The 15,132-nt window shown below is 50.5% G+C and carries 15 protein-coding genes; 10 read left to right on the plus strand and 5 right to left on the minus strand.

Features of this window, described 5'->3' with window-relative positions:
• The first annotated feature begins 409 nt into the window (after nucleotides 1-409).
• From H8L47_RS06690 to H8L47_RS06715, 6 genes are all read left to right on the plus strand, one after another.
• Nucleotides 410-1,261, plus strand: coding sequence for a helix-turn-helix domain-containing protein (locus H8L47_RS06690; protein WP_186952539.1), 852 nt, complete (start codon nucleotides 410-412; stop codon nucleotides 1,259-1,261).
• A gap of 47 nt (nucleotides 1,262-1,308) precedes the next feature.
• Nucleotides 1,309-2,472, plus strand: a complete 1,164-nt coding sequence (locus H8L47_RS06695; RefSeq protein ID WP_186952541.1) for an acyltransferase family protein — start codon at nucleotides 1,309-1,311, stop codon at nucleotides 2,470-2,472.
• A gap of 160 nt (nucleotides 2,473-2,632) precedes the next feature.
• Nucleotides 2,633-4,018 (plus strand): dicarboxylate/amino acid:cation symporter, encoded by a 1,386-nt coding sequence (locus H8L47_RS06700; RefSeq protein WP_186952543.1) that lies wholly within the window; start codon nucleotides 2,633-2,635, stop codon nucleotides 4,016-4,018.
• Nucleotides 4,019-4,350: 332 nt separating this feature from the next.
• Nucleotides 4,351-4,995: a type 2 periplasmic-binding domain-containing protein gene (locus H8L47_RS06705; RefSeq protein WP_186952545.1), complete on the plus strand. Its 645-nt coding sequence runs from the start codon at nucleotides 4,351-4,353 to the stop codon at nucleotides 4,993-4,995.
• Between the two features lie 196 nt (nucleotides 4,996-5,191).
• Nucleotides 5,192-5,671 carry an SRPBCC family protein gene (locus H8L47_RS06710; RefSeq protein WP_186952546.1) on the plus strand — a complete coding sequence of 160 codons (480 nt, stop codon included), beginning with the start codon at nucleotides 5,192-5,194 and terminating at the stop codon, nucleotides 5,669-5,671.
• 75 nt (nucleotides 5,672-5,746) lie between these two features.
• Nucleotides 5,747-6,370 (plus strand): aspartate/glutamate racemase family protein, encoded by a 624-nt coding sequence (locus tag H8L47_RS06715; protein WP_230413620.1) that lies wholly within the window; start codon nucleotides 5,747-5,749, stop codon nucleotides 6,368-6,370.
• A 35-nt stretch (nucleotides 6,371-6,405) separates the two neighbouring features.
• On the opposite strand, the gene H8L47_RS06720 is transcribed toward H8L47_RS06715, so the two are convergent.
• A complete protein-coding gene (locus tag H8L47_RS06720) occupies nucleotides 6,406-7,179 on the minus strand; it encodes a VOC family protein (RefSeq protein ID WP_186952550.1) in 774 nt (257 codons plus the stop codon).
• A gap of 241 nt (nucleotides 7,180-7,420) precedes the next feature.
• On the opposite strand from H8L47_RS06720, the gene H8L47_RS06725 reads away from it, so the two are divergent.
• The 4 genes from H8L47_RS06725 (at nucleotide 7,421) to H8L47_RS06740 (ending at nucleotide 12,035) form a co-directional block, all read left to right on the plus strand.
• A complete protein-coding gene (locus H8L47_RS06725) occupies nucleotides 7,421-8,062 on the plus strand; it encodes a hypothetical protein (RefSeq protein ID WP_186952552.1) in 642 nt (213 codons plus the stop codon).
• 24 nt (nucleotides 8,063-8,086) lie between these two features.
• On the plus strand, nucleotides 8,087-9,028 hold the full coding sequence (locus H8L47_RS06730; protein WP_230413621.1) for a polysaccharide deacetylase family protein: 942 nt from the start codon (nucleotides 8,087-8,089) through the stop codon (nucleotides 9,026-9,028).
• A 24-nt stretch (nucleotides 9,029-9,052) separates the two neighbouring features.
• Nucleotides 9,053-10,060 carry a hypothetical protein gene (locus tag H8L47_RS06735; protein WP_186952554.1) on the plus strand — a complete coding sequence of 336 codons (1,008 nt, stop codon included), beginning with the start codon at nucleotides 9,053-9,055 and terminating at the stop codon, nucleotides 10,058-10,060.
• A gap of 151 nt (nucleotides 10,061-10,211) precedes the next feature.
• A complete protein-coding gene (locus H8L47_RS06740) occupies nucleotides 10,212-12,035 on the plus strand; it encodes a sensor domain-containing diguanylate cyclase (protein ID WP_230413622.1) in 1,824 nt (607 codons plus the stop codon).
• Between the two features lie 3 nt (nucleotides 12,036-12,038).
• Here H8L47_RS06740 and H8L47_RS06745 read toward each other — a convergent pair whose 3' ends face one another.
• The 4 genes from H8L47_RS06745 to H8L47_RS06760 all read right to left on the minus strand — a co-directional run bounded on the left by H8L47_RS06745 (nucleotide 12,039) and on the right by H8L47_RS06760 (nucleotide 14,917).
• Nucleotides 12,039-12,566, minus strand: coding sequence for a GNAT family N-acetyltransferase (locus H8L47_RS06745; protein WP_186952556.1), 528 nt, complete (start codon nucleotides 12,564-12,566; stop codon nucleotides 12,039-12,041).
• 82 nt (nucleotides 12,567-12,648) lie between these two features.
• Nucleotides 12,649-12,900 carry a hypothetical protein gene (locus tag H8L47_RS06750; RefSeq protein WP_186952566.1) on the minus strand — a complete coding sequence of 84 codons (252 nt, stop codon included), beginning with the start codon at nucleotides 12,898-12,900 and terminating at the stop codon, nucleotides 12,649-12,651.
• Between the two features lie 165 nt (nucleotides 12,901-13,065).
• Nucleotides 13,066-14,097 carry a Glu/Leu/Phe/Val family dehydrogenase gene (locus H8L47_RS06755; RefSeq protein WP_110255884.1) on the minus strand — a complete coding sequence of 344 codons (1,032 nt, stop codon included), beginning with the start codon at nucleotides 14,095-14,097 and terminating at the stop codon, nucleotides 13,066-13,068.
• Between the two features lie 229 nt (nucleotides 14,098-14,326).
• A complete protein-coding gene (locus H8L47_RS06760; protein ID WP_186952568.1) occupies nucleotides 14,327-14,917 on the minus strand; it encodes a dienelactone hydrolase family protein in 591 nt (196 codons plus the stop codon).
• Nucleotides 14,918-15,132 lie beyond the last annotated feature (215 nt).

A 15,132-nucleotide genomic window follows, 5' to 3' on the forward strand; every position in this document is an offset into this window, starting at 1 on the left:
CAAGCCGGGTCTCGGCCCGGCAGCCGAAATTCTTTCTTTGCGTCGCCAAAGAAAGAGTTCAAAGAAAGGCGACCCAGGCGTCGTCGCCCCCTGAAGGGGGTTCCCGTTTGTGCAGTACAAAAAATGGGAAGGCCCGAAACTCGCTTCGCTCAGACAACGGTCCTTCTTAATCCATTTTCTGTAATGCACAAACGGCGTCGACACATGGGAACTGCGGAAAGTCAAAAGCAACGGCAACGGCAACAGCAACAGCAACAGCAACAGCAACAGTACCCATTCGGCAGCAATCCAGATGATCTGAGCAAATTAGTAACAATGGCCAAACAAACCAAACACTGGCCCTCATAAAACTTCAAAAATGTCGTAAACGTCCAATACATACACCATGTAAGCAGGTAGCATCCACTACATGCACAGGACTGACATTACCCCCAAAGCGCAAACGCATATCTGCCCAGCCAGTGGTCAGGCGGCTGAGCATGTGTTGATGTATCTCGTGCGCGATACCCGTGGATGTCATCTGGATGGGCTGGACCAACTGAATCGTTACCCTGCTACGCCATTCTGTTGCATCACCTGGATGCTGGAAGGTGAGGTGAGTCTGCTGCAACAGGGAAAAACCAAGCGTGAGCAGCGCTTGCCGCAGATCTTTGTGGCTGGTTGCCAGAGCCAGTATGGGGTGTCCATGAACCTCGGTGACCGACATAGTTTCATGGCGGTGTTTTACTCGGATGCCTTTCATGCCTTGTTTGAGCTGGACCTGACGACAGTGCAGGACAGATTTGTCGATGCAATGGGTGTACTGAATCCCTCAGGACTTGGATTGTTGCAAGCTGTTGCCCAGGCTGACTCGCATGCAGACAGATGCTTGCTGATTGAAAGCTATGTTGCACAAAACAGCAGCGACCTGTTTAACAGTCCCTGGTCACGTTTGCGCAAGATGGGCCAGAACCTGAGCCTGCGGCTGAGTTGCAGTTTGCTTGGTGTAGGTGCCCGTCAGGTACAAAGGCGGGTCAGGAAGGAAGCTGGCCTGCCTTTGCTGGGCTTATCAAGATTATGGCGCGCCAAGCGCAGTCATAGCCAGGTGCTGCTTGATCTGGAGCAGGGACACATACCGAATTGGACTGAGCACGCCAGCGCAATGGGTTATGCAGATCAATCTCATCTGATCCGCGACTGCAAGGAAGTATCCGGGCGCAGTCCTCAGCAATTGCTCAACGATGCAAAAAAAAATGAAAGCGACTGGATTTACCGTCTGTAAGCAAGATACCAGCAAGATCTGTCCCACGCTAACTTTGAGCATGCACGATGAATACTGATCAACGCCTTCATTCTCTTGATAATCTCAGGGCCATCATGATGTGGCTGGGTATAGTTGTGCATGTTTCGGTCAACTACATGGTCAATCCTGCACCTACCCCCTGGCGCGATAGCCAGACCAGTATGCTGGCGGATTTACTGATTGTCTTCATCCATGCTTTTCGCATGCCAGTGTTTTTCATCCTGGCTGGATTTTTTGTTGCCCTGCTGGCCAACAGACGGGGAGTAAATGCCATGCTGCGTCAGCGCTTGCGCAAACTGGTCTGGCCTTTCATGGTGTTCTGGCCTTTGCTGCTGGTTTGCATGAGTCTGCTGGTGGCAGTGTATGCACATCTGAATGCTTTTGGGACGATAGGCCTGGAATTTGAGCGGATTCCAAAAGTACCGGGCAGGCCACAGATATCGTTGCTGCACCTGTGGTTCATCTATTACCTGTTTATGTATTGCCTCGTGTATGCGCTGTTGTTACGCTGGTCCGCATTTATTCCATCGATACTACAGGATGGTTTTGCCAGCACTTGGAGAATACTGTGCAATAGCTGGTGGGGGATATTCTTGTTGACCCTTCCTTTGGCTGTGGCCGGGAGTTTTTACCGCAATGGCATGGTGACACCCCTTGGTTCTTTTATGCCGTATCTGGCAGAATTCATCCATAGCGGCATGTTTTTTACCTGCGGAATTTTTCTATATCGCTTTCAGACAGATTTGTTGTCCCGTTTTGAATGCAAGTGCTGGTTATACCTTTGCGCTGGCTTGCCCGTCTTCATCGTGTTCCTGGCGCTGGTCAAAAGTGGGGGTAGTGCAGAGCCAGCCAGCTATGGCATGCAGGCAGTCATGGCGTATTTGTACAATAGTGTGAGCTGGCTATGGAGTTTTGCCCTCATAGGCTTGTTCCTGCGTTACCTGCCGGGCCAAAACTTTTTGCTGTCTTATCTTGCAGACAGCTCTTACTGGGTTTATCTGGTGCACATGCTTGGGACGATGGGATTTGGTATCTTGCTATATCACAGCCCTTTTGGCGCTGCAGGAAGAATGATGTGCAATATCCTGTTGACTAGCATGTTTTGCGTGCTGAGCTACCATTTGCTGGTGCGCCGCGGACTAATAGAGCGTTTCCTGAATGGTGGTGTGAGAAAAAAGCCAGCTGACTAAGGCTCGGTCAGGCAACAGATTTCTTACTAAATCGTGGGTGCACTTTGCCTTATGCGCAGAGCTCATTGCTGGAATGAATTTCTGTATTTGCAAATAGCTCGGTCTTTGGTGCATGATGGCAGGCATTAATCATCATGTCAGAAGCACAGGGAATCTGGATATGCAAACTTCAAATAACAAGGTGGCTGTATCAGCATTGCCCAGCGGGCATGGCGCACGCTGGTGGAAGTCTTTCGGGCCGCAGATAGTCATAGGTCTATTGGCCGGGGTAGTGGTGGGGCTGATAGCGCGTAACATGGGCACGCAAGGTAGCGAGGCCAACTGGTTGCAGGTTGCACTTGGTGCAATCGGCAATGCCTATGTGGGCTTGTTGAAACTCATGATACCGCCCCTGATATTGACAGCGGTGGTCAGCAGCATTGCCAACCTGCGTCGTTTGCAAAATGCAGCACAACTGGCGACACAGACCTTGATCTGGTTTGCGATTACGGCCTTTATCGCCGTTGCCATAGGCCTGACAATAGGTCTACTGGCCAATCCAAGTGCAGGTGCGGTCGTCGATGCAGCCAAGGCGAATGCACCATCGAGGACAGGTTCCTGGTGGGCTTTCCTGAATCAACTGTTGCCAGGTAATATCCTGGGCATGACAGCCAGCAGCTCAGTCAAGCTGGTGGGAGAGAAAGCTGTCGCCTCTACTCAGTTGGGTTTCAATGTTCTGCAATTGTTGGTTATTTCGATCGCTGTAGGTATTGCAGCACTCAAGGTTGGTGAGCGCGCGGAACCACTGCTGCGCTTTACCGATGCGGTCGGTGCAGTGGTACAAAAAATATTGTGGTGGATCATACGCCTGGCACCAATAGGTACACTGGCCCTGCTGGGTGATGCTGTTGCCAGTTATGGCTGGGATGCATTGGGTTCGCTCGCCAGTTTCAGTGCCTCAGTTTATGTGGGTTTGCTGCTGGTCTTGTTCGTGGTCTATCCCTTGCTGATCAAGTTGCACGGCCTGTCAGTGCGCCAGTATTTCACTGGTGTCTGGCCTGCTGTGCAACTGGGTTTCGTTTCGCGTTCGTCGATGGGTACGATGCCTTTGACAGAGCGTGTTACCGAGCGTTATCTGGGTGTGCCACGTGAATATGCTGCCTTTGCTGTGCCGCTGGGTGCGACTACCAAGATGGATGGCTGTGCTTCCATTTACCCGGCAATCGCCGCAATTTTTATTGCGCAGTTTTATGGATTGCATCTGGATGTAACCCAACTTGGTTTGATAGCCCTGGTTTCTGTGCTTGGCTCTACTGCAACCGCGGGTACTACCGGTGCTACGGTCATGCTGACGCTGACCTTGTCTACTGTGGGGTTGCCGCTGGAAGGCGTGGGTCTGTTGCTCGCTGTTGAACCCATCATCGACATGGGGCGTACTGCAGTCAATGTCGCAGGACAGGCACTGGTGCCCACCATCGTTGCCAAGCGGCTGGGCTTGCTGAATATGGAGCTGTACAACGCAAAACGTACAGCTAAGGCGCTGGAGGCAGAAGTGGTCGCAGATTGATGTTGTCGCATCAGGTGACACGGGACTGATGTTATTGGAGTCGAGATTAAAGCGAAATAACGTGCAGTTGCTGCTTATGATGGATTTGATATGTCAGAGCCATAAGATTGTTGACAGAAAATAACAAGCTGCATCTGCGCCGCAACAGTCCCCTAATTCTCGCTTGTAAGTCGTTGATTATTGTTGAATACTAAGATGGTGCTGCTTGTGTATTTCCAGTGACTTGCATTTGCTTTCACTGTTTATTTTCTGAATGAAGTGTCAATCCTGACGAGAAAGCTGTGTTTGTGCGCGCATGTCTTTTACTGCTTTTATTTTTCAGTTGCGCCAATGTGAATGCTCGTGATCAGGTCTTGCAACGGGAAGTGTTGCGTTTTACGTCCTCCCTCAGTGAGTCAAGTGAAGCTTTTGCCGACAGCAAGAATTTGCTCGACAAACTATGTCAAAGAAATGGCTTGATATGCAAGCTGACAGCTTACCCACCCGGACGTTCATTGAGGATGTTGCAGGACAATGAAAGTGCGGGTGAAATGCCGCGTTTTGAAGAATTTCAGCAAATGGCTCCGGCGGCGATACGTGTGCCCACGCCCCTGGGGCAGCTGAGTTTTAGTGTGCTGACCCATGACAAGAACCTCATCGTCAAATCCCTGAATGACTTGATCAAGCATAAAGTATTTTATGTACGTGGCAATGCCGCTATCGCTGCACACAAGGAAATGGAGCACCTGATACCGGTGGCTTCGGAACATGATTGTGCTTATATGGTCTTGAGAAAACATGGTGATGCCTGCATCATGACCAAATCCCTGGCGCTGAAGATCATGGAAAATAGCCAGCAAGCAGCGGATAGCTATCTTTTGCAAGACTTGTTTTTTAAGCCCGTCTACCTCTATCTGTCACCGAGGCACAAGTTTTTGCTCGAACTTTTCGATCAAAGCCTCAAGCAACTGCGGCCAGAAGAGAAAATCGCGCAGTAGAGCAAATTTCATAATAAAAGTGTTTATCTAAGCATACGCTTGCGCTATATTTGTTTGCGTGTTTGCCAATTCGTGGAGTGCGGTATTGGCATGTATTTTCAGTTGCTGGTAGCCGTCTGCAAATGGAGCTGGCATTCAAACCATCTTTGCTGTCGTTTACTTATGCTGGCAGAGTATAAAATCAAGGAGACCTGTGATGTCTGAAGTGGCAGCAGAAACAAGCAAACTCGATTTGGAGCTTGAACGTATCGTCGATATCCCACCCTCGCTGGTGTGGGCTGCATGGACGACGCCAGCGCATTTGCTGGAATGGTTCACGCCCGCCCCCTGGAAAACCGTTGATTGTGAAATTGACTTGCGTCCTGGAGGTATCTTTCGTACGGTCATGCGTTCACCAGAAGGTGTTGATCACGATAACGCAGGCTGTTATCTCGAAGTTATACCAGGCAAGAAACTGGTGTTTACCGATGCACTGGGACCAGGTTTCCGTCCTACAGGCAACTCCTTCATGACCGCCACCGTCACATTTGAAGCACATGAAGCGGGCACCAGATACAAGGCAGTGGTCATGCATAAAAATGCAGAAGACATGCAAAAACATATGGATATGGGATTCCACCAGGGGTGGGGTGCCGCTCTGGATCAGTTGGTAGCACATATGAAGAAACTCAATTGAATAGAAGGCTTTATGCAGCACGAACTCGCTTTTTTGCATACATCAGCAGTCCACATAGCCACTTTTGAGACCTTGATGCAAGAACTGGCTCCTGGCGTCAAGGTACATCACCATGTTGACGCATCCCTGCTCAGCGCAGCACAACAGCTGGGCGTAGCGGATGCGACAGTGATCAATAGCGTACACGCTGCCATGCAAGATGCTGCGGCAAGTGGTGCGCGCCTGGTGGTCTGCACCTGCTCCAGTATAGGGGGTGTGGCTGAACGCATGAGTGGAAAGGCAAGCTTGCAAACTGCCAGAATTGATCGTGCGATGGCTGATCGTGCTGTGGCCCTGGGGCCGCGTATCTTGCTGGCGGCTGCGCTGGAAAGCACGCTGATCCCGACGACAGAACTATTGCAGGAATCCGCCACTGCATTGAGTACACCAGTTTCAATCAGCAATTTACTGATTGATGGTGCTTGGGAATTTTTCCTGCAAGGAGACAGTGGTGCCTACCGGCTTGCGATAGCCAATGCGATCAGGCAAGCTTTGCAAAATGATGCTGCCATTGACGTCGTCGTGCTGGCGCAGGCATCCATGGCAACAGCAGTGCCGGAACTGAGGGATCTGGACAAGGAAGTGTTGTCCAGCCCCAGACCAGGCGTAGTGCATGCGCTTGATCATTTGCGAAAATTAGCGGCAGCGCCTGCGGCCTGAGCCTGAGTCCGGGCTTGAGTTTGTGTTTAATGCCTTCAGGCCTGCTGAAAAATGGCAAACACTGCGCCTTGTGGGTCAGCCATGACGGCGAAGCGGCCAGTATTGGGAATGTCGGTCGGTGGCACATAAGTGGCTGCTCCGAGGGACTGGGCTTTGGCCGCGCTTGCATTGCAATCTACAACACTGAAATATGCCAGCCAGTGTGAGGGAGCCATGGCACCATCAGGCAAGGCCATCATGCCACCGATGGCAGTGCCGTTTAGCTGCCATTCAGTATATGTCATGCCACCATCGCTACCTGTGTTGGCTTTCCAGCCAAACAAGGCAGTGTAATAGGCTTCAGCCTTGATCGTATCGCTGCTATTGAGTTGGCCCCAGCAAAAGGAACCCGGCTCATTTTGTACGCCTATACCGGTATTTTTCCCTGGTTGCCAGATGTTATGGAAAGCACCGGTAGGATCTTTTAATACCGCCATGCGCCCGAGGTCATAGACATCAAATGCCGGGAGGACAATTTCACCCCCCAGTTCTGCACAGCGTTTTGCTGTTGCTTCAGCATCATTGCTGCACACATAAATCGCCCAATGTGGTGGTATGCCCGCCTGCCGTTCTGCATGCAGGGTGTATGCCGCTGCAGCATCATTTCCATGGAGCTGGAATATGGTGTAGAAACTCCCAGGCCCCACTTCATTGTCATTGGCAGTCCAGTCAAACAGCTCAGCATAAAATGCTTTGGCTGCTGGTTGATCATTGGTGGCAAGTTCTACCCAGCAAAATGCGCCAGGTTCGTGCGAGCTAACGATACTCATGCTGATATCTCCTTCAATTTTATCCAGGTTTGAAAGTGGTGTGACAAATGCAGGTACGAGTGCAGAAACAAGGGCTTAGCAACAGAATTATAAGTCGCAGGGGATGAAATGAAATGAACACCTGTAATGTTAAATGCACTCCATGCGCCTGATAAAACTTAATGATATGCTACGGGCGATTGTTTTATTGCTTGTCGGTAATTTTTACTGACATCAAAAGAAAATCTTTCTGACACAGCTCATGCCATATAAAAAAGCACTGTTTTACCTTCTTGCCCTGATGATGCTCACAGCTTGTCAGCAAGACGATCAATCTATAGCCAGTGCGCGTGAGCAGGAAAAGGCGATTCCTGTATGGAATAAGGCAAATCTGAGTGACTTTGACAATTACAGCATGCTTAGCATGCAGGATGACTGGAAGATTGTCACTTGGTCCAGCAGAGCGTCAAGCCAGTCTGGAAATGCAAACAGAGCTGGAACTTCAAGCATAGTCAGCATACTGAAAAAAGAAAAACAGAATTGGCGAGTGGTTTCTCAAGAACAGTTTGCGCATGGCTATAATCCACGCTTGCAACTGCCTACAGAATTTACGTTGGCAGAAAAACCTGTCGTTATCCTGAAAATCCAGCAGCGCGTTGCTTATGAAGAGCTACTGGTATATGGCATGGTACAAAGTGAATACAAACTTCTACAAACACTGATGGCTCGAGCATTTGAATGGACATACGACAAGGCAGGGAATAAGAAATCTCTGTTAGCCATACCGGCAAGCCATGGGGAACAAGCCGAATTTTATCAGTGGAATGGTCAGCGGTTCATGCTCATTCAAGCGGCTGATGCTGCTGAGCCAGCTAAAGAATCTGCTGACTATGTGATTGATTAAACTTACTCAGAAAATGAAATTGAATTGAAACTTTTCCTTAATTTAACTGGCGTGACTCGCTCTTTCATCTTGATGGCATGCATGGCGCTTGCTGCAAATGCAGGTGCACAAACAGTCGCCATCACCATAGACGATGGCCCTAATCTGGAGCAGACGCCAAGGCTGAGCCCAGAGCAGCGCAATCAAACTATGTTAAATGCCCTGGCTAAACATGGTGTATCTGCCGCCTTGTTTGTCACCGCAGACTATGCGGCAAAACAACCCGCTGGTTATGTACTCGCCAAGGCTTGGGGTGATGCTGGTCATGCTGTCGGCAACCATACCATGAGCCACCCAAATTTGCACAGTGACAAAGTCAGCCTGGCGCAATACCAGCAAGAAATCCTGGATTGCGACCAGATCATCAGCACTTTGCCGGGTTATCAGAAATGGTATCGCTATACTTATCTGCGTGAAGGTAATACGCCAGAAAAACGCGATGGCATGCGCAATTTTTTGAAACAGCAAAACTATCGCAACGCCTATGTCAGCCTGGATACCAGCGACTGGCGTTTGAATGAAAAATTGATAGAGGTACTCAAGAAAAATCCAGAGGCAGATGTGACGCCCATCAAGCTGGCTTACCTGGCCCATGTACGCCAGCGTGCAGAAGCTTATCGAGCCTTGTCCTGGCAATTACAGGGTCGCGATATTCCGCAAGTCTTGCTCATGCATCACAATTTGATCAATGCCTTGTGGCTCGATGATGTGCTGGCCCAGTTCAAGGAGATGGGCTGGAAGTTCACGACGCCAGCGGCAGCTTTCAGCGATCCTGTTTATCAGTTGGTGCCTGAACGTACAGAGCCAGGTCAAAGTTTATTGCTGTCCATGGCCAGATCACTGGGGCTGGACAAATTTGCAGGATGGGAGCGTTTGGTTGATGATGGTGACTTTGAGATTGAGGCGCTGAAGAAGCAGGGACTGTGAAATTACTGATAAAAGAACATCATTATGGCGATCAACATCCATTATCAGGACGATACCGGCGACCATGAACGCGAATATGAGCAATGGAGAGGACTATTGCTCACTGTTAGCAATGCACCAAAGCCCGCTATGCGTTTGCGTACAGCTGCTGGCAAACGTATGCGTCTGGATGCTGGTGATTTACCTCTGCTGTGGGCAGAAATCGAAGAAGGCTATAACGGTGTGACCATCTACCGCAATTTGCCGCAGCGACTGGATTGCCTGCCCGCCATTAGCTCAACTGAGGTTCAGCATATTGCTGCGGCGTCCAGCGAGCAGCAAAAAAGATTATGGCTGAAACATTTTGCGCAGACACTGCGCAACGTAGACATCAGTTGTTTGTCTGACGGATTATGGGCGCTGGAGTACTGCGATGGCAGCCAGATCTATCACCCACACTGGCGTAGTAAGCGCCGCTTGCGTGACTGGCATCTCGGTGCTGGAGAGGAAGATTTTCAGCTATTGCAGGCACCTGCTGTCTATCTTGATTGGTGTATGTCTGGTAACGGGCAAGTCTTGAATCTGTTTGCGCCACAGCACAAGGATAGCGGGCGCGTCAAATGGTGGCGCAAGCTGGCTCGTGCTGGGCAATTGCCGCCATTACTGGTCTGGTATATACATAGCCTGAATGCGTATCTGATACTGGATGGACATGACAGATTGCAAGCCAGCTTACTGGAAGGCGTGCGACCAGGCTTTGCCGTACTTACCTCTTTTTATGAAGTGGCAGTGCAGGGCGATGCCAGACGTGAACAAGCGATACTGCATCAAGTGAATCTGGTTGCGGAGCGCATTGCCCAGGGAGTGCATATTAACCCTGACAGTTTTTCTGGTATGCAAAAACTGTTGGCTCAGGCTTTTGACCATAGGCCCATGCGCCGCTTCATTACACGCAGCACGGCAAGTTTGCAGCCACAATTGTGGCAAGATGAAGTTTCGGCATTCATGCGCAATAAAGGACAGCCTGAAGCCTTTTATCTGGAAGGTTTGTGATCAGTAATACATGCCGGCTTGTTGTAAAAAGCGCCAACATGAAAAAATCTCGCTCATCTTCATGCGTAGGCGCTTTAGTATATGATGATCTATCGCGAGAAATGAGTCCAGGCATGTGCAAGCAATTTCCCGGCAGGGATATCGAGCAGAGATGAGTTCGGATACTTTGCCTAAAAGTAATGATGAAGTTCAACATCTATTGAGCTTGTACAAGCTATGCATGAGTGCTATTGCTGAAAATTCGGCGCTCGATGAAAGCCTGCGGCAAATAGTTCGTAGTATGGATGCGCACTATCCCGCTTTATTGACGATTATCGCGGTGAACAATACCGTCGCAAGCGAGGACAGTTTGTTGATCGCTTCTGGCTTGCCTGCGGGTTTGCTTGAGTCTTGCATGAAAAGCATGCATGAATGTTTGCGACTCGCTGGAAGTGATACTGATTTGCATGCAGCCTGGCAGAAAGTCGTGCAAGGACATGGTTTGACCATTATAGAAAGTGCACCAGTCCTCAATGCCAGTCAGGTTCCTCTCGGTCGCATCTGCTGCTTAAACAAAGCTGAACTTCCATTTGATAAGCCCAGTGCGCACATGCTGCAAGAGCTTGCCAGCCTGGTTGCCAATCTGCTGCAACACAAGCAAGAGCAGTTGCAAATCCAGCAAGCACAAGCCCTTGCTCAGCAAAGTCAGGCCAGCATGCTGCGCATGGCACTGGCGATAGAGGGGAGTGCCACTGGCATTTGGGACAGAGATATACAGTCTGGCCAGATACACTACTCGCCCGGATGGAAAGCCATACTCGGTTATGCCGATGAAGAAATCTCGAATAGTATAGAAGACAGTTTTACCAGGCTTCATCCTGAAGACTTGCCTTATGTGCAAGCCACGATCAAAGCGCACTTCGAAGGCCAGACCGAACAATATGTCGTTGAGCACAGGGTGCGCTGCAAGGATGGTAGCTATAAATGGATATCCAGCCGTGGCAAGGTAGTCAGCCGCGCGGAAGATGGCAGCCCCTTGCGCATGATAGGTACTACCACCGACATTACAGCCATGCGCACCTTGTCGCAACGCCTGCAAGAAAGTGCCGACCTGGTGACCTGCCTGACCAATGAAGTACCAGGGCTGGCTTATCAATACTGCTTGCATGCCAATGGTGAAGAAGGCTTTACCTACCTTAGTGAAGGAATACGCGATATCTATGAGTTAAGCCCGGCACAAATCCAGGAAGCCGTGGATTTGGTGCATGCACGTATACATCACGATGATTTCCCCGCCTACCGCAATGCTGTGTTGAAGTCAGCCAGTAGGCTGGAGCACTTGCATCTTGAGTACCGAGTCAACCTGCCACAGCAGGGCATACGCTGGCGTCAAAAGGATGCCAGGCCGCGTCGTTTGCCGGATGGATCTACTCTGTGGCATGGCTTTATTACCGATGTCACGGAACATAAGCGTATAGAGCAAGAGTTGCAGGAACTGGCGACCATAGATTTTTTAACGCAAATCCCCAACCGGCGCAGCTTCATGGGTCGCATTGAAGAAGAGCTGGCGCGCATACAGCGTGGTGCCAGCAAAGCTGCTGCGGTACTCATGTGTGACCTGGATAATTTCAAGCTCATCAATGACACCTACGGGCATGCGGTAGGCGATCTGGTGCTCAGACATTTTGCTCATATCTTGCACGATGAATTGCGCAAGAGTGATTATGCCGGCCGGGTGGGTGGCGAAGAATTTGCCGTGGTATTGGCAGGCACCAGCATTACTGATGCCACCATTTTTGCGCAGCGGGTACAAAAGCAATTGCTGGATACACCAGTCAATGCGCACACCCATATCATCCCGGTGACGGTCAGCATAGGGATAGCCGTGATGCAGGCCAGTGATCTGAATGCCGATGTCTCACTATCATCCAGCGACATGGCCTTGTATCGTGCCAAGGAGGGTGGCCGCAACCGCATCGTCGTGGCGACCGAGTAAACGCTACGCTTGATTGGCTAGCCAGTCTGCCCGGCCCATGCTATAGACAGCGGTATCCATGTCATACCAGCGTTCTATGCCACGATATCGCATGCCCAGTTTTTTCATGACATGGGCTGACCCATGGTTATCCTGGTGACAGACGGCGCACAGGGATTCAGCCTTGAGATTTTCAAAGGCAAATGCAGCCATGGCTTGCGCGGCTTCTGAGGCATAACCCTTGTTCCAGCTCTCCTTGCGCAGACGCCAGCCTGTCTCGAGTGGATTGGCCGGGTCACGGCCCAGGTGCTGTATACAGCCGGCACCTATGACTTCGTTACTCTCGGTTTCTATGAAACTCCACCAGGAAAAACCATATTCTATCCAGCGCGACTTGACGCGCTCTATCATCGCCTGCGTGTCTTCTGGCGTGTCTGGCTTGCCGGTGATGTATTGCATGACTTCGACCTGGCTGTTCATGTGGAACAGACCATCAAAATGGCTGTCGTTCATTGGTTCCAGGCGCAGGCGTGCAGTAGTGAGTGTGGTCATGATCAGTCGGGTCGTTAATGAATGAACATGTGAGTGTAAGCCTGAAATCGAGTTGATTCAAGGCGCTGCGTAACTCATGCTCTCAACACATCCCTGACGTTGTAGTGGCAGTATTGCGGTCTTGAAAGTCATGCGACTGAGCCAGCAAATGGGCACGAAAAATATCGTCGATGACATACACATGATTCAGGGTGCACAGCATATTGCCAAAACGTGTCAGGCGGGGCGCAATAGCTCTTCTTCTGGCAATGCACTCAGCATGGAATACATCTTGTCGTCCGCCCACGATTTTTAGTGGGTCAGCATGGGAAAATTCGAAATCATTGTCATTCATATTCTCCGGTTGGATAAGAAGACCAGCCTTCAAATAGAATATGCTTGCCGAGATTGGGCCAGTAAATGCAGATGTTTGTGATGGCGGCAGATGCAAAAGTACGAAATAAAAAAAGCCACCAGAGTATCAATCTGGAGGCTTTTGAACTTGCATCAGCGAGAAATTTTACTTCTTGAACTTGGCTTCAGCAATGCGGTCAGCAATGACGCTGGTTGGCAAGCCTTCTGCATCGGCGCGGGCAAATACTTCTGCCAGGGTTTCACCGATACGACGCACATGGGCGACCATGCCGTCTTCTGGCGTGTTCAGGTATTCATAGCAAACCTTGATGATGCCACCGGCATTGATGACAAAGTCAGGTGCATACAGGATGCCTTTTTGACGGCAGATTTCGCCCATCTCTGGTGTCGCCAGCTGGTTGTTGGCACCACCGGCGACGATTTTGGCTTTCAGGCGTGACAAGGTGTCCGGGTTCAGTGTCGCACCAAGGGCGCAAGGTGCATAGATATCGGCTTGCACGTCATAGATGGCGTCGATGGCGACGACTTCTGCACCCAGTTCTTCTTGTGCACGCTTCAGTGCGGCCTGATCGATATCGGTGACGATGAGCTTGGCACCGGCTTCTTTCAACTGGCGGGCATAGTCATAACCTACGTGACCCAGACCTTGAAGTGCCACGGTCAGGCCGTCAAAGCTGTCGCGTTTGAAATGGTGCTTGACTGCTGCCTGGGCACCCACGAAGCAGCCCAGTGCGGTATACGGGGATGGGTCACCACGGTCGCCCAGGCCGGCAACATATTTGGTCTTGCTGGCGACATTGGCCATGTCAGCCGGGCTGGTGCCTACATCTTCAGCTGTGACATAACGGCCACCCAGGCGCTCCAGGGCTTCACCCAGGGCTTCAAACAGGGCAGGGGTCTTGTCAGTCTTTGGGTTGCCGATGATGACGCTTTTGCCGCCGCCGATGGGCAGGCCAGCAACTGCATTCTTGTACGTCATGCCGCGCGACAGGCGCAATACATCACGTACAGCTTCGGCTTCATCTGCATAATTCCACATGCGGCAACCACCCATGGCCGGGCCAAGATTGGTGTTATGGACTGCGATGATGGCTTTCAAGCCGGATTTGGCTTCGGATGCGAACACGACTTGTTCGTGGTCGTCGAAATTGATTTCATTAAATACAAAGGCGGTCATGCTTATGGCTCCGCGCGGATCAACCAGACGAGCTGCCAGATCAGGCAGATGCACTGGTGCCGCAAAAAAGTTATTAAATAAGTGGTGGCGTTGTCATGCAAGTAAAACGGTCCCTGATCACTGGTTGGTAATCAAAAACACAAGGCGGTGATTGTGTCACGCGTGCGAAGTATAGGGTAAGAGGGGGCGAAACTCAATCTTGCCTGGTAGCTATAGGTATCAAAACGGCTCAGGCCGCCGCGCTGATTTGTGTCAGATTGAGCAACTCTTTCAAAAATAGCTCCTGGGTTTTCAGGCAAAAACCGGCAGAATAGGGGTTCATGAAACCATGTTTACTGCCCTTGACCAGCTCTGCATCCTGGTTGCGCTGCCTCAAATCGGCCACCAGTTTTGCTGGTTCAAATGCGGCTTCTTGCTCTGCAAATATCAGGCGCGTGGGACACACAGGTTGCACGTCGCGATAGTCACGAATGCGCGAGCCGTAAAACAATACGGCTTGCTGCAGCTTTGCCATTGCTGGATTGGCACTATTAAGCCACAGGGCGCTGGCACCCGCGCTAAAACCGAATGCATAACGCAGGCTGGACTGATTTGCCTCTATTAATTGGGCAACATGTTCGGCATAGGCTCCGACTCCACCCTCAGCAATAAAGGCATGATAAGCCAGAGTTTCTGCCGGATATTGTGTTTTCTCACCGCTAAAAGGCGATGCAATCAGGCAAGGCACAGGAAACTGTCGGGCAAAGCTGGCAATCGCAGGAGTATTGCCGAAAACATCAGTAACGATCAGTAAGACAGGTGGCGACACAGTAACAGACACAATAAGGGACTTGGTAAACACGCAGGAGGCGGGAGCCTACCGGACTTGTGCAGGGAATGCAAGAAAATCGCCCATAAACAAGGCGCTCGGGGTCAGTGTTGCAAGCAGGTAATGCATGATTGACACTTGCATACATGCTCATGGATACTTGGCAAGAATTAGAACTTTTTGTTACAAATCAGCTTCTTAGACAAACATTTATTATAAATATACGG

The sequence above is a fragment of the Undibacterium umbellatum genome, from assembly GCF_014284125.1.
Classification (GTDB): domain Bacteria; phylum Pseudomonadota; class Gammaproteobacteria; order Burkholderiales; family Burkholderiaceae_D; genus Undibacterium; species Undibacterium umbellatum.

Excerpts from the sequence above, each read along its gene's own strand:
- H8L47_RS06755 (WP_110255884.1), bottom strand. The coding sequence starts at position 14,097 with ATGACCGCCTTTGTATTTAATGAAATCAATTTCGACGACCACGAACAA.
- H8L47_RS06750 (WP_186952566.1), bottom strand. The coding sequence starts at position 12,900 with ATGAATGACAATGATTTCGAATTTTCCCATGCTGACCCACTAAAAATC.
- H8L47_RS06700 (WP_186952543.1), top strand. The coding sequence starts at position 2,633 with ATGCAAACTTCAAATAACAAGGTGGCTGTATCAGCATTGCCCAGCGGG.
- H8L47_RS06715 (WP_230413620.1), top strand. The coding sequence starts at position 5,747 with ATGCAAGAACTGGCTCCTGGCGTCAAGGTACATCACCATGTTGACGCA.
- H8L47_RS06745 (WP_186952556.1), bottom strand. The coding sequence starts at position 12,566 with ATGACCACACTCACTACTGCACGCCTGCGCCTGGAACCAATGAACGAC.
- H8L47_RS06710 (WP_186952546.1), top strand. The coding sequence starts at position 5,192 with ATGTCTGAAGTGGCAGCAGAAACAAGCAAACTCGATTTGGAGCTTGAA.
- H8L47_RS06690 (WP_186952539.1), top strand. The coding sequence starts at position 410 with ATGCACAGGACTGACATTACCCCCAAAGCGCAAACGCATATCTGCCCA.
- H8L47_RS06735 (WP_186952554.1), top strand. The coding sequence starts at position 9,053 with ATGGCGATCAACATCCATTATCAGGACGATACCGGCGACCATGAACGC.
- H8L47_RS06695 (WP_186952541.1), top strand. The coding sequence starts at position 1,309 with ATGAATACTGATCAACGCCTTCATTCTCTTGATAATCTCAGGGCCATC.
- H8L47_RS06725 (WP_186952552.1), top strand. The coding sequence starts at position 7,421 with ATGCCATATAAAAAAGCACTGTTTTACCTTCTTGCCCTGATGATGCTC.
- H8L47_RS06720 (WP_186952550.1), bottom strand. The coding sequence starts at position 7,179 with ATGAGTATCGTTAGCTCGCACGAACCTGGCGCATTTTGCTGGGTAGAA.
- H8L47_RS06740 (WP_230413622.1), top strand. The coding sequence starts at position 10,212 with ATGAGTTCGGATACTTTGCCTAAAAGTAATGATGAAGTTCAACATCTA.